Origin of the sequence: Duganella aquatilis (assembly GCF_009674565.1) — a bacterium.
Classification (GTDB): domain Bacteria; phylum Pseudomonadota; class Gammaproteobacteria; order Burkholderiales; family Burkholderiaceae_D; genus Rugamonas; species Rugamonas aquatilis.
Genome location: NZ_WKJL01000008.1, coordinates 61675 through 78760, shown reverse-complemented (window position 1 = coordinate 78760; position 17086 = coordinate 61675). Strand labels below are relative to the sequence as shown.

20 protein-coding genes are annotated in these 17086 nt (G+C 60.7%); 4 read left to right on the top strand and 16 right to left on the bottom strand.

Translation table 11 applies throughout. From position 1 onward, the window contains the following. Nucleotides 1–747: a molybdate ABC transporter substrate-binding protein gene (locus GJ698_RS13025; RefSeq protein ID WP_166454858.1), complete on the top strand. Its 747-nt coding sequence runs from the start codon at nucleotides 1–3 to the stop codon at nucleotides 745–747. Here GJ698_RS13025 and GJ698_RS13020 read toward each other — a convergent pair. Together GJ698_RS13020 and GJ698_RS13015 are read right to left on the bottom strand one after the other, a co-directional pair. Then, complete coding sequence (locus GJ698_RS13020; RefSeq protein ID WP_154358052.1) at nucleotides 719–1411, bottom strand: CPBP family intramembrane glutamic endopeptidase; 693 nt, start codon at nucleotides 1409–1411, stop codon at nucleotides 719–721. The genes GJ698_RS13025 and GJ698_RS13020 overlap by 29 nt on opposite strands. Further along, nucleotides 1408–2040 (bottom strand): glutathione S-transferase family protein, encoded by a 633-nt coding sequence (locus tag GJ698_RS13015; protein WP_154358051.1) that lies wholly within the window; start codon nucleotides 2038–2040, stop codon nucleotides 1408–1410. Before GJ698_RS13015 ends, GJ698_RS13020 begins: the two co-directional genes overlap by 4 nt. Before the next feature lie 77 nt (nucleotides 2041–2117). On the opposite strand from GJ698_RS13015, the gene GJ698_RS13010 reads away from it, so the two are divergent. Next, the gene (locus GJ698_RS13010) at nucleotides 2118–2936 is read left to right on the top strand and encodes a DUF6597 domain-containing transcriptional factor (RefSeq protein ID WP_154358050.1); all 819 of its coding nucleotides are present in this window, start codon (nucleotides 2118–2120) and stop codon (nucleotides 2934–2936) included. Next, nucleotides 2933–3781 (top strand): PhzF family phenazine biosynthesis protein, encoded by an 849-nt coding sequence (locus GJ698_RS13005; protein ID WP_154358049.1) that lies wholly within the window; start codon nucleotides 2933–2935, stop codon nucleotides 3779–3781. Before GJ698_RS13010 ends, GJ698_RS13005 begins: the two co-directional genes overlap by 4 nt. Here the strand turns inward: GJ698_RS13005 and tet are convergent. After that, on the bottom strand, nucleotides 3767–4927 hold the full coding sequence (tet, locus tag GJ698_RS13000; protein WP_154358048.1) for a Tet(A)/Tet(B)/Tet(C) family tetracycline efflux MFS transporter: 1161 nt from the start codon (nucleotides 4925–4927) through the stop codon (nucleotides 3767–3769). The genes GJ698_RS13005 and tet overlap by 15 nt on opposite strands. A 108-nt stretch (nucleotides 4928–5035) precedes the next feature. Here tet and GJ698_RS12995 point away from each other — a divergent pair, with 108 nt between their 5' ends. Further along, nucleotides 5036–5254, top strand: a complete 219-nt coding sequence (locus tag GJ698_RS12995; RefSeq protein WP_154358047.1) for a DUF433 domain-containing protein — start codon at nucleotides 5036–5038, stop codon at nucleotides 5252–5254. 138 nt (nucleotides 5255–5392) lie between these two features. Here the strand turns inward: GJ698_RS12995 and GJ698_RS12990 are convergent, their stop codons facing one another. The 13 genes from GJ698_RS12990 to mnmG form a co-directional block, all read right to left on the bottom strand. Beyond that, nucleotides 5393–5815 (bottom strand): F0F1 ATP synthase subunit epsilon, encoded by a 423-nt coding sequence (locus tag GJ698_RS12990; RefSeq protein WP_154358046.1) that lies wholly within the window; start codon nucleotides 5813–5815, stop codon nucleotides 5393–5395. Nucleotides 5816–5873: 58 nt separating this feature from the next. Beyond that, a complete protein-coding gene (gene atpD, locus GJ698_RS12985; protein ID WP_154358045.1) occupies nucleotides 5874–7274 on the bottom strand; it encodes a F0F1 ATP synthase subunit beta in 1401 nt (466 codons plus the stop codon). 30 nt (nucleotides 7275–7304) lie between these two features. After that, nucleotides 7305–8180: a F0F1 ATP synthase subunit gamma gene (gene atpG / locus GJ698_RS12980; RefSeq protein WP_154358044.1), complete on the bottom strand. Its 876-nt coding sequence runs from the start codon at nucleotides 8178–8180 to the stop codon at nucleotides 7305–7307. Nucleotides 8181–8238: 58 nt separating this feature from the next. Further along, entirely contained in the window at nucleotides 8239–9780 is a 1542-nt protein-coding gene (gene atpA, locus GJ698_RS12975; RefSeq protein ID WP_154358043.1) for a F0F1 ATP synthase subunit alpha, read from the bottom strand. 75 nt (nucleotides 9781–9855) lie between these two features. Further along, nucleotides 9856–10401 (bottom strand): F0F1 ATP synthase subunit delta, encoded by a 546-nt coding sequence (locus GJ698_RS12970; protein ID WP_154358042.1) that lies wholly within the window; start codon nucleotides 10399–10401, stop codon nucleotides 9856–9858. A 2-nt stretch (nucleotides 10402–10403) separates the two neighbouring features. Beyond that, nucleotides 10404–10874 carry a F0F1 ATP synthase subunit B gene (locus GJ698_RS12965; protein ID WP_154358041.1) on the bottom strand — a complete coding sequence of 157 codons (471 nt, stop codon included), beginning with the start codon at nucleotides 10872–10874 and terminating at the stop codon, nucleotides 10404–10406. Nucleotides 10875–10916: 42 nt separating this feature from the next. Continuing rightward, nucleotides 10917–11195 carry a F0F1 ATP synthase subunit C gene (gene atpE, locus GJ698_RS12960; RefSeq protein ID WP_135200866.1) on the bottom strand — a complete coding sequence of 93 codons (279 nt, stop codon included), beginning with the start codon at nucleotides 11193–11195 and terminating at the stop codon, nucleotides 10917–10919. A 62-nt stretch (nucleotides 11196–11257) separates the two neighbouring features. Beyond that, nucleotides 11258–12052, bottom strand: coding sequence for a F0F1 ATP synthase subunit A (gene atpB / locus GJ698_RS12955; RefSeq protein WP_154358040.1), 795 nt, complete (start codon nucleotides 12050–12052; stop codon nucleotides 11258–11260). Between the two features lie 21 nt (nucleotides 12053–12073). Beyond that, on the bottom strand, nucleotides 12074–12439 hold the full coding sequence (locus tag GJ698_RS12950; RefSeq protein ID WP_371865286.1) for an ATP synthase subunit I: 366 nt from the start codon (nucleotides 12437–12439) through the stop codon (nucleotides 12074–12076). Nucleotides 12440–12714: 275 nt separating this feature from the next. After that, the gene (locus GJ698_RS12945) at nucleotides 12715–13584 is read right to left on the bottom strand and encodes a ParB/RepB/Spo0J family partition protein (RefSeq protein ID WP_154358038.1); all 870 of its coding nucleotides are present in this window, start codon (nucleotides 13582–13584) and stop codon (nucleotides 12715–12717) included. Nucleotides 13585–13593: 9 nt separating this feature from the next. Then, nucleotides 13594–14364 carry a ParA family protein gene (locus GJ698_RS12940; protein ID WP_154358037.1) on the bottom strand — a complete coding sequence of 257 codons (771 nt, stop codon included), beginning with the start codon at nucleotides 14362–14364 and terminating at the stop codon, nucleotides 13594–13596. 101 nt (nucleotides 14365–14465) lie between these two features. Continuing rightward, nucleotides 14466–15116: a 16S rRNA (guanine(527)-N(7))-methyltransferase RsmG gene (gene rsmG, locus GJ698_RS12935; RefSeq protein WP_154358036.1), complete on the bottom strand. Its 651-nt coding sequence runs from the start codon at nucleotides 15114–15116 to the stop codon at nucleotides 14466–14468. Beyond that, on the bottom strand, nucleotides 15113–17038 hold the full coding sequence (mnmG, locus tag GJ698_RS12930; RefSeq protein WP_154358035.1) for a tRNA uridine-5-carboxymethylaminomethyl(34) synthesis enzyme MnmG: 1926 nt from the start codon (nucleotides 17036–17038) through the stop codon (nucleotides 15113–15115). The genes rsmG and mnmG overlap by 4 nt, the downstream gene beginning before the upstream one ends. Between the last annotated feature and the right edge of the window lie 48 nt (nucleotides 17039–17086).

Genomic DNA, 17086 nt, shown 5'->3' with positions numbered 1-17086 from the left:
ATGACCCATCGTATTCTGGCCGCATCGGCCCTGTTGCTGGCCGCCTGCGGCGGCGTGCAGGCGGCGGACATCACCGTGTTCGGCACCGTGGCCGCCAAGTCGGCGCTGGAGCAGATCGCCCCCGCGTTTGAAGCGGCCAGCGGCCACAAGGTCACGCTGCACATCGCCACCACCGGCGAACTGAAGTCCGACATCGAGAAAGGCGCGCGCTTCGATGTCGCCTTCCTGACCGCCGCCGCGCTGGACGATCTGGCCAAACAGGGCAAGCTGGACGCCGCCGGCAAGGTGGCGGTGGCGCGCAGCGGCGTCGGCGTGACGGTGGCCAGGACCGCGCCCAAGCCGGCCATCGGCAACGCCGACGACTTCAAGCGCACGCTGCTGGCGGCAAAATCCATTACCTACTCGGCGCAAGGCGCGACCGGGCCGACGATGAAGAAGATCTTCGAGCAGTTCGGCATCACGGAAGCCATGGGCGCCAAGACCGTCATCATCAGCAAAATCACGGCGCCGCAGGCGGTGGCGGCCGGTCAAGCGGAGATGGGCTTTACGCAGATCAGCGAAATCCTCGACTCGCCGGAAGCGCAACTGGCCGGGCCATTGCCGGCCGAGGTACAGGTGTATTCGACCTTCTCGGCGGCGCCGTCGGCCACGGCAGGCGACCGGGCGGCAGCGCAGGCCTTCGTCAATGCGCTGGCGCAACCAGCCGCCAAGGCCATCCTTAAGGCGCGCGGGCTGGAGCCGATGTAGGCTGGCGCGCTGCCAGTTTTTTCAGCAGCGCGGGCAGGAAGATGATCAGCGCATCGATCAGCGCGTGCGCGATCATGCAGGCGACCAGGTCGCGCTGCCACAGGTACAGGGCGGTGAGGATGCCGCCGCCGAACAGCACGCCAACCATGTGGCTCAGCGTCCAGCCGCCCATGTGCGCCAGCGTGAACACCACCAGCGGGATCAGCGCGGCCAGCCACAGCTTGCCGGTCATCTCGGCCAGGCGCTCGATCGGGTAGCCACGGAACATGATTTCTTCGGTGATGCCGGCCGTGAGCACCACGGCCCAGCGGAACCAGGCCGGCGTGGCCAGCAGGCGCATCAGACCCTGCTCCGAGCCTTCCGGCAACGCCGCCTTGCCGCCCTTGCTGGCCTGGATCACCGACATCACCGAGGTGGACAGGATGGTCAGGCCCAGCGCGGCGCCGATCAGCCACGCCAGGTAATTGCCGCCGGCGACGCCGATACTGGACAGCGGACGCTGCTCCCACAGCAGCAGCCACGCCAGCAAGACCAGGCAACAGCCCCACATCGTCAACAGGTGGCGGCGCATGTTCATCGGCCCGCTTTTGCTGTCGCGGTACAGCAGGGCGAACAACGTGGGCAGGCCCATCGCCAGCAGCAGTCCGATGAGGGTATCGGTCATGCGGCGGCGGCCTGTTCCGCGGCGAGAGCCGCGTCTTTTTCGTTGGCGGCGACGGCGGACGGGCGGCCCTGCACGCGCGCGACGTACTGTTCGATGACGGGCAGCTTGGGCACCAGGCCGAACATCATCATCCAGCCGAAAGCGGTGCCCCACAAGATGTCGAGCGCGCTGAACTGCTCGCCCAGCAGATACGGCCCCTTGGAGAGCTGCTCGATCAGCGTGTTGAACATGGTGTCGAAGTCGCCGTAATGGCAGGCGGTTTTATCGGCCGGCTTGTTCTTCATCCACTGGTCGACAATGGCCGGCTCGAAGCAGCTGCCGTAGAACGCCATCCAGCGCAGGTAGGGACCGCGCAACGGATCGCCCAGCGGCGGCGCCAGTTTGGCGTCCGGGAACAGGTCTGCCAGATACAGGTAGATCGCCACCTGTTCGGTGACGATGGCGTCGCCGTGGCGGATGGCCGGGACTTTGCCCATGGGATTGACGGCCAGGTAGGCGGCTTCGCGGTTCTCGCCCTTGCGCATGTTCATCACATGCAGCGCGTAGGGCGCGCGCAGTTCTTCCAGCAAGGTCAGCACACCGGTGGAGCGCGAATGCGGGCAGTGGTACAAGGTCAGTTGCGGCGCCATGAATTTCTCCTTCGAGTGGGTGAAAACTCACGATAACTCTTGCTAAGATGGTGGTCTTGTAAAAACGCGAACGCCTTATGACAACGCTGCAAAGTGTACCGCGTCCTACCCGTGGTGTGGTGAATCCGGCGGCGGGCGAAAAAATATTTCGGCTGGAACGCTACCTGCCCGACGCCGATCTCGCGCCTTTCATCGAGCACTTCTGGCTGGTGGCGTGGACGCTGCCGGATGGCGTGGTGCACGTGCAGCGCACCCTGCCCTCGCCGTGCATCCACGTGGTGTTCGACGCCGGCCGCACGGCGGTGTTTGGCGTGATGACGGGCGCGTTCGAATACACGCTGCGCGGCAGCGGCCGCGTGCTGGGCCTGCGCTTCCGGCCGGGGGAGTTTCGCGGCTTCCTGCGGCAGCCGGTGCAGACGGCCACCAATCGCGAACTGCCGTTGTCGGCCGTGTTTGATTGCGATGACGCCGAGGCGGAACGCAGCGTGCTCGGCGCGGCGGACGATGCCGCCATGATGGCCGCCGCCAGCGCCATCATCCGCACCGCCCTGCCAGCGCTCGATCCGCAAACCGAACGTGTCGCTTTCGTCCTCGACACCATCCAGAACAATCCGGACATCACGCAGGTGCAGCAGCTGGCGGAGCAGGTCAACATCAGCGTGCGCCGCCTGCAAATACTGTTCAAGGAATACGTCGGCGCAACACCGAAGTGGGTAATCCGCCGCAACCGCCTGCTGGATGCCTCCGACCTGCTCGCCAAAGGCAGCACTGTCGACCTGGCCGCGCTGGCGCAGGCGCTCGGCTACTACGACCAGGCCCACTTCACCACCGATTTCGAAAAACTCGTCGGCAAGCCGCCCGCCGACTATCGCCGCAGTTGCAAGGAACAATCATGACCCGCCGTTTCAAACAGGTAGACGTTTTTACTTCCACGCCATTCAAAGGCAATCCGCTGGCGGTGATTCTCGATGCCGAAGGACTCAGCAGCGAGCAGATGCAGGCGATTGCGCGCTGGACCAATTTGTCCGAGACCACGTTTGTGCTGCCGCCCACCGATCCAGCGGCGGACTATCGCGTGCGCATCTTCACCACGCAGGAAGAATTTCCGTTTGCCGGCCATCCGACGCTGGGCACAGCGCACGTGCTGCTGGAAGCTGGGCTGCAACCGAAAACGCCGGGCTTGCTGATTCAGGAATGCGGCGTCGGCCTGGTCACCGTCAACATCGCCAGCGACGGTGGCCTGGCGTTTCGCGCACCAGCGGCGCGGCTGGAGACGATGAACAGCAACCTGCTTCCCCTACTGCACAAAACGCTGGGTTCGCAAGCGCTGGCCGACGGTCATCCGCCGTTGGTGGCCAACATGGGCATCTGCTGGCTGGTCGTGCGCTTAGCCACAGCGGCCGATTGCCTCGCCGTGACAGCAAACGCCGCTGCGCTGGATGAACTGATGCACCGCACCGCCAGCAATGGCGTCGCCATCTACGGCCCGCATCCAGCCGGCGGTCCGGCAGACTACGAAGTCCGCGTGCTGTTCCTTGAAAACGGCATCCAGATCGAAGACCCGGTCACCGGCAGCGCCAACGCCTGCATCGCCCGCCTGCTGCCCGCCCGCGACTACAGCGCGCGACAAGGCACAGCGCTGGGCCGCGACGGACGCGTTACCGTCACCTACGCCGATGGCGAGCCCTGGATCGGCGGCAAAGCGGTCACCGTCATCGACGGCACGCTACGCGCGACGTAGCAGCACCGGCAAGCAAAGCAGATACAGGCATGCGCCGATGATCCACACCATGCCAGGGAACGTACCGCGTGACATGAAGTAGATCGTGCTGATGGCGACCGGGCCGATCACCGACGCCAGGCTGGCGGTGCTGGCCATCACGCCCTGCAGCTTGCCCTGTTGATCCGGGCCGACGCTGCCCGACACCAGTGACTGCAACGCCGGCGCGCCGATGCCGCCGAGGCAAAAAAGCGGCATCAGCGCGAACGCCACCCAGCCGTGGACAGTCAACGCCAGGATCACATACGCCGTGCCGTCGGAGACGATGCCGATCAGCAGCGCGGCGCGTTCGCCCCAGCGTTCGGCAATCGGGCCAACCACAAACGCCTGCGCCAGCGCATGGAAGGCGCCAAAGCCGGCCAACGACAGGCCGATGGTCAGCGCATCCCAGGCGAATTTGTCTTCGCCATACAGCACCCAGACAGTGCCGCCGATTTCGCCCACCAGGACCAGGATCACGTAGACGCCCAGCAATGGCAGCAAGGCCTTGAAGCTGAGCGCCCAGCGCAGGCTGGCCAGCGGGTTGAAGGAGATGCGCTCAACGCTTTCTTCGCCAGCGTGCGACTCTTTCACCAGCCACAGCGTCAGCAGCAGGTTCAGCGCATTCATCGCGGCGGCGGCGAGGAACGGCGCGCGTACCCACCAGGCGCCGAGCAAGCCGCCGAGCACCGGGCCGATGATGAAGCCGATGCCGAAGCACGCGCCCAGCTGTCCGTAACGGCGCGAGCGCTGCTCTTCCGGCGTGACGTCGGCGATGTAGGCCGAGGTGACGGCCATGCTGGCGCCGGTGATGCCGGCAATCGCGCGGCCGACAAACAGCAGCGACAGCGACGGCGCGACCGCCATGAACAGATAATCGACCACCGCGCCGGCCAGCGACAGCAGCAGAATCGGCCGTCGGCCGTAGCGGTCGCTGAGCATGCCGAGGATGGGCGAAAACACAAACTGCATCAGCGCATACAAACCGGTGAAGGCGCCGAAGCGCCATCCCAGTTCCGTCGTATGGCCGACATCGCGCATCAGCTGCGGAATAATCGGCATGGTCAATCCAATGCCGATCGCGCTCAGCACGACAGTCGACAAAATAGTCAGCAGCGCTCGATTCATTTTATTATTTTTTAATCAAAGAGCGCCGATTATAGGCCCGCCGCTTTTCTCAAGATGTGGCCGCTGTCACATGCACAGAAAGGAGTAGTATTTCAGGAAGGAGGGCATATGGAAAAGAAAGCAGTCCACAGCGATCCGGAAATCATGGGAGGCACGCCAGTCTTCGTCGGCACGCGTGTCCCGGCCTCGTATTTGTTTGATTATTTGAAAGCAGGGGAAACGATCGAGGTCTTCCTCGATCAGTATCCGTCGGTCTCCAGGGATGCCGTCATCATGGCACTAAAAACCGCCGATCAATTGATTCAGGATCATGCGCATCTTGCTTGATGAATCGATGCCGAAGCTTTTTGGAGCAAGCCTCGTCGCAAGCCACCTTCTTTCTGCCACCGCGTACGCTGATCGAGCGTCAGGCGTAAAAAAAGGCAGCCGAGGCTGCCTTTTTTGCGAGTGCTGCTGTAGCGTTGCTTAGTGCTTCGCGCGCAGTTTGGCGATCGCTGCCAGCTGGCCGATGGCCGCTGCCAGTTCGGCTTGCGCTTTCGCGTAGTCGATACCGGAGCTGTTGTTGGCCAGCGTTTCCTCGGCGCGTTTCTTGGCCGAAGTCGCTTTGGCTTCGTCCAGATCCTTGCCGCGGATCGCGGTGTCCGCCAGCACCGTCACGGCGCCCGGCTGCACTTCCAGCAGACCGCCGGCAACGAAGACGAACTCTTCTTCAGCCTGGCCTGGAACCTGGATGCGCACCGCGCCCGGACGGATACGGGTAATCAGCGGCGTGTGCTTCGGGTAGATACCCAGCTCGCCCTGCTCACCCGGCAACGCGACGAATTCGGCTTCGCCAGAGTAGATCAACTCCTCGGCGGAAACCACGTCAACGTGAATAGTGTTTGCCATGTGTGTCCTATCGGGTGGAACGCCCCGGCGTTACGGCCGGGGCGAACAACTCAAACAATTAGTTGAGTTTCTTGGCTTTTTCGATGGCTTCTTCGATCGTGCCGACCATGTAGAACGCTTGCTCTGGCAGGTGATCGAGTTCGCCCGACGCGATCATCTTGAAGCCTTTGATCGTGTCTTTCAGCGAAACGTATTTACCAGGCGCGCCGGTAAACACTTCAGCAACGTGGAACGGCTGCGACAGGAAACGCTGCATCTTACGGGCGCGAGCCACCAGCAGTTTGTCTTCCGGCGCCAGCTCGTCCATACCCAGAATCGCGATGATGTCGCGCAGTTCCTTGTAGCGCTGCAGGGTGCCCTGTACGGCACGCGCGGTGTCGTAGTGGTCCTGGCCAACGACCAGCGGGTCCAGCTGACGCGAGGTCGAATCCAGCGGGTCCACCGCAGGGTAGATACCCAGCGAGGCGATGTCACGCGACAGCACGACGGTCGAATCCAGGTGACCGAAGGTGGTCGCTGGCGACGGGTCGGTCAAGTCATCCGCTGGCACGTACACGGCCTGGATCGAGGTGATCGAACCGGTCTTGGTCGAGGTGATACGCTCTTGCAGACGGCCCATCTCTTCGGCCAGGGTCGGCTGGTAACCCACGGCGGAAGGCATACGGCCCAGCAGTGCGGACACTTCGGTACCGGCCAGGGTGAAGCGGTAGATGTTGTCGACGAAGAACAGAACGTCTTTGCCTTCGTCACGGAACGCTTCCGCCATGGTCAGACCGGTCAGCGCGACGCGCAGACGGTTGCCTGGTGGTTCGTTCATCTGACCGTAGACCATCGCCACTTTCGAGTTCTCCGGGGTTTCCAGATCGACGACTTTGGCATCGGCCATCTCGTGGTAGAAGTCGTTACCTTCACGGGTACGCTCACCCACGCCGGCGAACACGGACAGACCCGAGTGCGCTTTGGCGATGTTGTTGATCAGTTCCATCATGTTCACGGTCTTGCCGACGCCGGCGCCACCGAACAGACCCACTTTACCGCCTTTGGCGAACGGGCAGACCAGGTCAATCACCTTGATGCCGGTTTCCAGCAGATCCTGCGATGGCGACAGTTCGTCGTAGGCAGGAGGCGCGCGGTGGATCGAAGCGATCTGGTCGTGAGCGACCGGGCCGCATTCGTCGATTGGATTACCCAGCACGTCCATGATGCGACCCAGAGTCGCTTTACCCACTGGCACCATGATAGGCTTGCCGGTGTTCTGGATCTGCATGCCGCGACGCAGGCCGTCCGACGAACCCAGTGCGATGGTACGCACGATGCCGTCACCCAATTGTTGTTGTACTTCCAGCGTCAGCTCGGAGCCTTCCATCTTCAAGGCATCAAATACCTTGGGCATTGCGTTGCGTGGAAACTCAACGTCAACCACCGCGCCGATACACTGAACGATTTTGCCATCAGCCATGTTCGTTCCTTCAAATATAGTTAAATTCGTTTAAACCGCTGCCGCACCGGCGACGATTTCGGAGAGTTCTTTGGTAATCGCAGCTTGGCGGGTTTTGTTGTAGATCAGTTTCAGTTCACCGATCACACTACCTGCGTTGTCGCTTGCCGCCTTCATCGCCACCATCCGCGCCGATTGCTCGGACGCCAGGTTTTCCGCCACCGACTGGTACACCAGCGCTTCTACATAGCGCTCCAGCAGTTCGTCGATGACAGTTGCTGCATCCGGCTCGTAGATGTAATCCCAGTTGTGATTACCTGCGTCAGCCTGTTTGCTGGCAGCCGGCAGTGGCAGCAGCTGCTGCACGACCGGTTCCTGTTTCATCGTGTTGATGAACTTGGTGTAGCACAGGTAAACCGCATCGACCTCGCCGTTCTGGAACTTTTCCAGCATGACTTTGACGGGGCCAATCAGTTTTTCCAGGTGCGGGGTGTCGCCGATCTGGGTCACTTGCGCAACCACCGGCACGCCGACGCGGTTCAGGAAACCCAAACCCTTGTTACCAATTGCCACGGCGGCAATCTTGTTGCCGGCGGCTTCCAGCTCACGCGATTTGTTCGTCACCAGACGCAGGATGTTGGTGTTCATGCCGCCGCACAGACCCTTGTCGGTCGTCACAACGATGAAGCCAACCGCCTTGGCCGATTCCTTGGCTTCATCGGCCAGGAACGGGTGCGTGTACTCCGGATTTGCGTTCGCCAGATTTGCAGCGATGTTACGAATCTTCTCACTGTAGGGACGGGCGGCGCGCATGCGATCCTGCGCTTTGCGCATTTTCGATGCGGCGACCATTTCCATCGCCTTGGTGATCTTCTTCGTATTTTCTACGCTTTTGATCTTGCCACGTATCTCTTTGCCTACTGCCATGAGTCCTTACTCCTTCTGCGCTGACGGCGCTCCAGGTTTCACTGGAGCGCCAAGCACCTTAAAATGCGCCGGATTTCTTGAAGTCGGCAATGGCGGCCGACAGCGTTGCTTCGCCGTCTTTGTCCAGTTGCTTCGACGATTCAATCTTCGACAGCAGGTCAGCTTGTTTGGTCTTCAGGTACGCATGCAGGCCGGCTTCGAACGACAGTACTTTCTTGACTTCGACGTCATCCAGGTAGCCCTTGTTCACTGCGAACAGCGAAGCGGCCATCAGGGAGATCGACAGTGGCGAGTACTGCTTCTGTTTCAGCAGTTCGGTCACGCGGGCGCCGCGGTCCAGCTGTTTGCGGGTCGACTCGTCCAGGTCCGAAGCGAACTGCGCGAACGCAGCCAGTTCACGGTACTGGGCCAGGTCGGTACGGATACCGCCGGACAGGTTTTTGATGACCTTGGTCTGCGCAGCACCACCGACGCGCGACACCGAGATACCGGCGTTGATCGCAGGACGGATGCCCGAGTTGAACAGCGAGGTTTCCAGGAAGATCTGGCCGTCGGTGATCGAAATCACGTTGGTCGGCACGAACGCCGACACGTCGCCAGCCTGGGTTTCGATGATCGGCAGGGCGGTCAGCGAACCGGTCTTGCCGGTGACGGCGCCTTTGGTGAACGCTTCGACGTAGTCGGCGTTAACGCGGGCAGCGCGTTCCAGCAGGCGGCTGTGCAGGTAGAACACGTCGCCTGGGTACGCTTCGCGGCCTGGTGGGCGGCGCAGCAGCAGCGAGATCTGACGGTAAGCAACAGCTTGCTTCGACAGGTCATCGTAGACGATCAGCGCGTCTTCGCCGCGGTCGCGGAAGTATTCGCCCATGGTGCAGCCCGAGTAAGCCGAAATGTACTGCATGGCAGCCGATTCCGACGCCGAGGCGGCGACCACAATGGTGTACTCCAGCGCGCCGTGCTCTTCCAGCGAGCGCACGATGTTCTTGATGGTCGAAGCTTTTTGGCCGATTGCAACGTAGATGCAAGTCATGCCCTGGCCTTTTTGGTTGATGATCGCATCAACCGCAACTGCCGATTTACCGGTTTGACGGTCGCCGATGATCAGCTCACGCTGGCCACGGCCGATTGGTACCATCGCGTCGATCGATTTCAGGCCGGTCTGCATAGGCTGCGACACGGATTCGCGGGCGATCACGCCTGGCGCGATTTTTTCGATTGGCGAGGTCAGCTTGGCGTCGATGGCGCCTTTGCCGTCGATCGGCTGGCCCAGCGCGTTGACCACGCGGCCTTTCAGTTCCGGACCGACTGGAACTTCCAGGATGCGGCCGGTGGTTTTGACGGTGTCGCCTTCCGAGATGTGCTCGTAAGCACCCAGAATCACGGCGCCGACCGAGTCGCGCTCCAGATTCATGGCCAGACCGAAGGTGTTGCCAGGGAATTCCAACATCTCGCCCTGCATCACGTCCGACAGGCCGTGAATGCGGACGATACCGTCGGCGACGGAAATCACCGTGCCTTGGTTACGTACTTCAGCGCCACCATCAAGGCCTTCGATACGGCTCTTGATCAGCTCGCTGATTTCAGATGGGTTGAGTTGCATACTAACTCCTAAAAGTGTTTCTCTCAGCTTGCGCGAGATGAAGAATCTGTTCTAAGCCGGTCGCCGAGGTTGAGCTCAAGCGACCAGTGCAACACGCATTTGCTGCAGCTTGGCGCGCACCGAAGTGTCCAGCACTTCGTCGCCGACCACCACGCGCACACCGCCGATCAGGGCCGGGTCCACGCTGACGACCGGGTGCAGCTTGCGGCTGAATTTCTTTTCCAGCGTCGCGATCAGCGTGCTTACTTGCGCAGCGTCCAGCTCGAAGGCGCTGGTGATGACCGCGTCTGCCGCACCTTCCGCGGCGTTTTTCAACGCCAGGAATTGCGCGCCGATTTCCGGCAGCAGACTGATACGGCCGTTTTCCACCAGCATCGTCAGGAAGTTATTGGCTTCCGGGCTGACCGGGGTTTTCACCAGGGCCTTGAAGGCGGCGACGATATCGCTGGCCGACGCTTTCGGGTTGCGGGCGAATGCTTGCACCTCGGGGTGGGCAGCGATCTGGGCCAGTTCGGCCACCAGTTCGGACCACGCCGCGAGGTTGAACGATTCCTTACCTGCTTGGGCTACGCGGAACAAAGCTTCCGCGTAGGGACGGGCGACGGTTGCGTTTTCTGCCATGATTACAGCTCGACAGACAGGCGCGACAACAGATCGGCGTGGGCCGAGGCGTTGACTTCGCGCTTGAGGATTTGCTCGGCGCCCTTCACAGCCAGGTCAGCCACCTGAGCGCGCAGCGCTTCGCGCGCCTTGGCCAGTTGCTGCTCGGCTTCGGCCTTGGCTTGCGCAATGATGCGGTCTGCTTCGGCTTGTGCATTCGCTTTGATTTCTTCAGCGACCAGTTGCGCGCGCTTTTCAGCGTCGGCAACGCGTTGCGAAGCTTCTTCGCGTGCACCGGCCAGTGCTTCGCTGGCGCGCTTTTCAGCGACGACCATTGCTTGCTGGCCCTGGTCGGCCGCAGCCAGACCGTCAGCGATACGCTTGGCACGCTCATCCAACGCTGCATTCAGCGATGGAAATACGAACTTCATCGACACCCAGACCAGCACCGCGAAGGTGATCATCTGACCGATGAGAGACATATTGATGTCCATACCTTTGCTCCTAACTAAAAGTTTCTCCTAGGGTGGAGCGAATTACTGAGCAGCGGACAGAACAGCAGCCAGGAATGGGTTGCTGAAGGTGTACAGCAGGGCAACACCAACGCCGATCATCGAGATCGCATCCAGCAGACCAGCGATAACGAACAGCTTGGTTTGCAGTTGTGGCATCAGTTCTGGTTGACGTGCCGACGCTTCCAGGAATTTACCGCCCAGAATGGCGAAACCCAGAGCGGTGCCGATAGCGGCCAGGCCGATGATGATAGCGGCTGCCAGAACGGTCATGCTTTGTACTTGTGCGATCAGAGCTTGCATTGAAATTTCTCCTAAGATTTAAAAAAGACTACAGATACTAAAAAAGTTAAAACCAGTGTTGCTTAGTGCTTCTCAACCGCAAGGCTCAGATACACAACCGTCAACGCCATAAACACAAACGCTTGCAGGGTCACCACCAGGATGTGGAAGATAACCCAAGGACCACCCAGCAGCCACTGCGCCCACCATGGCAGCAGAGCGATCAGAATGAACAGCAGTTCGCCGGCGTACATATTGCCGAACAAACGCAGCGACAGCGACAGTGGCTTGGCCAGCAACTCGATCATCTGGAAGATGAAGTTGACCGGCGCCAGCACGATGGCCATGAAGCCATGGGCGTGGAACGGCGCGGTGAACAGCTCTTTACCCCAGCCGCCGAGACCTTTGGCTTTGATCGAGAAACCAATAATGCACAGCATGACGCCGAACGACATGCCGAAAGTGTGGTTGACGTCGGCGGTTGGCACGACGCGCAGCTTGTGCACGCCGGCGTAGCTCAGCAGCTTGGGCAGCAGATCGACCGGCAGGAAGTCCATGGCGTTCATCAGCCAAACCCAGCAGAAGATGGTGATCGCCAGCGGGGCGATGACCTTGCTCTTGGCGTGGAAGGCCGAGTTGACCACTTCGTTGACCAGTTCCATCACGGCTTCGACGAAGTTTTGCAGCTTGCCCGGCACGCCGGCGGTGGCGCGGCGGCCGGCCAGCCAGAACACACCGAGGAAAATCAGGCCCAGAATGGCCGAAACCCAGAACGTGTCCAGGTTATAGGCGCCGTCTGCCGATTTCAGGTGGCTCAAGTGGTGCTGAATGTACTCAATATTAGTGGGCGCTTCGTGCCCTACGTGTTCAGTGGTCATAAAAATATAAGATTTTGGTGATTAAATTGCGAGCAGTGAAAACCAGTATGCCAAGGTTGCCACCGCGAAACCCAAGATCAGCCATAACCATGAGGCCGACTGAAACAACACGAGTGCTACAACAAACAGCACAACCGTGATAAATATCTTTGTCACTTCGGCGCGCACATGCGCGCGAAAAGCGGTTTTGGCGTCATTTGATCCGCGCGCAACAATCATCGCGTACATCAGGCTCCCGATGACTGCGATTGCTCCGCCATAGGCGGCCGACCAAGCTTTGATTACTCCGCCAATATTCCAGGCGAGCAAGGCGAATCCAGTCACAATTGCGAACTGGAGGGCGACGACTCGGAACACCGGTTTGGAAATGCTCGTCGGATTACGCACTGCGAGCCTCCTTAAAAACCGATTAAACCCCAAAGACGCGTGATTATATGTGTCTTTCATGTATCGCGTCAAACATGCTGCACCGCAGCAGAGCATTTGGTGCACGAATGAGACGCTTTTAGAAACATTTCAGATGTTGTTGCACCAAGTTGGAATCAGTTAGACGTTTTCCAGATGGTGAAAACTCCGGGGTCAGGTCCTTCATTTCTACACAAGCTCGGCCTTAGCCGCAGTTATGGCCGAGCTCGTGTAGAAATGAGGGACCTGACCCGGGTTTAGGCGCGCAGGCGGGCGAGGACGCCGTCAAGGATGTCGAGGTCGGCGAAGTCGATGATCATCTGACCGCGGCCTTTGGCGCCCATCTTGAATACAACCGGCGTCGCCAGCGCATCGGACAGTTCTTCTTCCAGGCGCACGATGTCGCCGGACTTTTCTTTCAAGCGCGCTTCTTTCGGCGACGATTTCAATTCTTCCAGCGTTTTGGTGACCAGCTTTTCGGTTTCGCGCACCGATAACCTTTTGGCAACCACGGTGTTGGCCAGGTTGATCTGGGTGGCGGCGTCGACCGCCAGCAGCGCGCGCGCGTGGCCCATGTCGATATCGCCGGCCATCAGCATGGTTTGCACCGGCGCCGCCAGATTCATCAGGCGCAGCAGGTTGGACACGGCGCTGCGCGAGCGGCCGACGGCCGTGGCCGCCTGCTCGTGCGTGAAACTGAAATCGGTGATCAGGCGATGGATGCCCTGCGCCTCTTCCAGCGGATTCAAATCCTCGCGCTGCATGTTTTCGATCAGCGCCATCGCGGCGGCGGCCTGGTCGTCCACGTCGCGCACCAAAACCGGGAGCACTTCCAGGCCGGCCAGTTGCGCAGCGCGGAAACGGCGTTCGCCGGCGATGATCTCGTATTTGTCCTTGCCGACCGGACGCACCAGGATAGGCTGCATGATGCCCTGGGTTTTGATCGAGGCGGCCAGCTCCTGCAGGCCGCCTTCGTCCATGCGGGTACGCGGCTGGTATTTACCGGCCTGCATCTGCCCGACCTTCAGTTCGGACGGCGTGTTGGCGTCCGCCGTGTTCATGTCGCCGTCGCCGCCCAGCAGCGCGTCCAGGCCGCGACCCAGGCCTTTGAGTTTTTTGGTTGCCATGTGTGTGCCTTACATTTTCTTGATGCGCTTGACCATCTCGGCGCCGAAGGCGATGTACGCCTGCGCGCCCTTGGAGGTCGGATCGAAGGTGACGCCCGGCACGCCGTACGACGGCGCTTCCGCCAGACGCACGTTGCGCGGGATGATGGTCTTGAAGACCTTGTCGCCGAAGTGCTGCTCCAGCTGCGCCGATACCTGCTGCGACAGCGTCATGCGCGGATCGAACATCACGCGCAGCAGGCCGATGATCTTCAGGTCCGGGTTCAGGTTGGCGTGCACCTTCTTGATGGTGTTGACCAGGTCGGACAGCCCTTCCAGCGCATAGTACTCGCACTGCATCGGAATGATCACGCCGTGCGCGGCGCACAAGCCGTTCAGCGTCAGCATCGACAGCGCCGGCGGGCAGTCGATCAGAATGAAATCGTACTCCTTATCCACAAGCGCCAGCGCTTCCTTCAGGCGGCGCTCGCGGTTGTCCAGTTCCACCATTTCGACTTCGGCGCCGGCCAGCTCGCGGTTGGACGGCAGCACGTCGAAGTGTCCCGGCTCGGAACGCTGGCGCGCCGTGGCCACGTCGCTGGTGCCGAGCATGACTTCATACGTCGATGCCGGCAGCCCTGCCTTGTTGATGCCTGCGCCCATCGTGGCGTTACCCTGCGGGTCCAGGTCGACCAGCAGCACGCGCTGATCCAGTTTTGCCAAACCGGCAGCCAGGTTGACCGTCGTGGTGGTCTTGCCTACGCCGCCCTTTTGATTTGCTACGCAAAAAATTTTTGCCATGTATTTCTTATGTGTGTTGTTGCTTTGATTTATACGGTATAAACGATATAAACGATTTATACTACTTATATGATATAAACCATTTATACCGTATAAACCGTTTACTTCGTTTCAGCCTGGATGAACACCAGGTGACGTTCCGCGTCCAGTCCTGGAACCGCCAAAGGCTCCAGTTTCTGCACTTTCCATGGGGCTGGCAGTCGCTCTCGCTCCTCTGCCGGCGCCGTGCCTTTCAAGGCGATGAATTGACCGCCCTCTGCCAGCAGGTGCCCCGACCAGTTGACGAAGTCGGAAAGGTCTGCGAACGCCCTGGAGGTGATGACGTCGAATTTCGTCTTCACTTCCAGCTCCTGCACTTTCTTCGTGTACACCGTCACGTTGCCCAATCCCAGCTCCGCCTTCACCTGGTTCAGGAACGCGGTCTTCTTGTGCACCGTGTCGATCATCGACACCTTCATGTCCGGGCGGCTGATCGCCAGCACCACGCCCGGCAGGCCACCGCCCGCCCCCACGTCCAGCACATTTGCCGCGCCCTTGAAGGCCGGCACCGCCGTCAGCGAGTCCAGCAGGTGCAGCTTGACCATTTCCATGGGGTCGCGCACCGAGGTCAGGTTGTACACCGAATTCCACTTGTTCAGCAGGGCCAGGTAGTCCAGCAACTGTTCCACCTGCGCCTCGCTCAGCTCCAGTTGCAGCTGGTTGATGCCTTGTTTCAAAACATCCGCTACTACATTGCGGTCAAACACCTTCATGCTGCCTCATCTTTCTGAACGAAACCACCGAAACCGGCCTTCTTCAAATGCACCAGCAGCAGCGAAATCGCCGCCGGCGTCACGCCCGAAATACGCGATGCCTGGCCCAGGGTTTCCGGACGCTGCGCGTGCAACTTCTGGCGCACCTCCACCGACAGCGCGGTGATGTCCAGGTAGTTGTAGTTGTCCGGCAGTTTCAGGTTTTCGTAGTGCTCGTGACGCTCCACTTCTTTCGTCTGGCGGTCGATATAGCCCGAGTATTTGAGCTGAATTTCCAGCTGTTCCTTGACTGCTTCGTCGGTCTCGCCTGGACCCGCCAGGTCGCGGCCGTCGGCGCCTTTCAGCGTCATCAGCTTGTCGTAGGCGACGCCCGGACGGCGCAGCAGGTCGGCCAGCGAGTATTCGCGTTCGATGGCCTGGCCAATCACGCGTTCCGATTCGGCGGCTTCCAGGATGCGCGGATTCACCCACGTGGAGCGCAGGCGCTCCAGTTCCTTGGCCACGGCTTCGCGCTTGCGGTCGAACGATTCCCACTGCGCATCGCCGATCACGCCCAGCTTGCGGCCGATTTCCGTCAGGCGCATGTCGGCATTGTCTTCACGCAGGCTCAAGCGATACTCGGCGCGGCTGGTGAACATGCGGTATGGCTCCATCACGCCTTGCGTGACGAGGTCATCCACCATCACGCCCAGATAGGCTTCGGAACGTGCCGGCGTCCAGGCGTCGCGGCCCTGGGTTTGCAGCGCGGCGTTGACACCGGCCAGCAGACCTTGTGCCGCCGCTTCCTCGTAGCCGGTGGTGCCGTTGATCTGGCCGGCGAAGAACAGGCCGTTGATGGCCTTGGTTTCCAGCGATGCTTTCAGGCCGCGCGGGTCGAAATAATCGTATTCGATGGCGTAGCCGGGACGCAGGATGTGCGCGTTTTCCAGGCCCTTCATCGAGCGCACCAGTTCGATCTGCACGTCGAACGGCAGGCTGGTGGAGATACCGTTTGGATAGAATTCGTGCGTGGTCAGGCCTTCCGGTTCCAGGAAAATCTGGTGCGATTCCTTCGACGAGAAGCGGTGAATTTTGTCCTCGATCGACGGGCAGTAGCGCGGACCGACGCCTTCGATCACGCCGGTGTACATTGGGCTGCGGTCCAGGCCGCCACGAATAATGTCGTGGGTTTTCTGGTTGGTGTGCGTGATCCAGCATGGCATCTGCTCAGGGTGCATGGAGGCTTTGCCCATCACCGAGAACACCGGCACCGGGTCCAGGTCGCCCGGTTGCTCGGTCATCTGCGAAAAGTCGATGCTGCGGCCGTCGATGCGCGGCGGCGTGCCGGTCTTCAGGCGGCCTTGCGGCAGCTTCAATTCCTTCAGGCGGGACGACAGCGAAATCGCTGGCGGATCGCCGGCGCGGCCGCCCGAGTAATTGTTCAGGCCGACGTGGATTTTACCGTCGAGGAAAGTACCGGCGGTCAGCACCACGGCTGGCGCCAAAAACTTCAGGCCGATCTGGGTGACGGCGCCGACCACGCGGTCGCCCTCCACCATCAGGTCGTCCACGGCCTGCTGGAACAACCACAGGTTCGGCTGGTTTTCCAGACGCGAACGGATGGCGGCCTTGTACAGAATACGGTCGGCCTGGGCGCGGGTGGCGCGCACGGCAGGACCTTTGGAGGAATTCAGGATACGGAACTGGATACCCGATTCGTCGGTGGCGATCGCCATGGCGCCGCCCAACGCGTCGACTTCCTTGACCAGATGGCCTTTGCCGATACCGCCGATGGATGGGTTGCACGACATCTGGCCCAGCGTCTCAATGTTGTGGGTGAGCAGCAAGGTCTTCTGGCCCATGCGGGCCGAAGCGAGGGCAGCCTCGGTCCCGGCGTGACCACCGCCGACAACGATGACGTCGAAATTCGTAGGAAATAACATGGTGGAGATATTTAAAGCGAAGGGGATCAAGGTCAAATTATAGAGTCT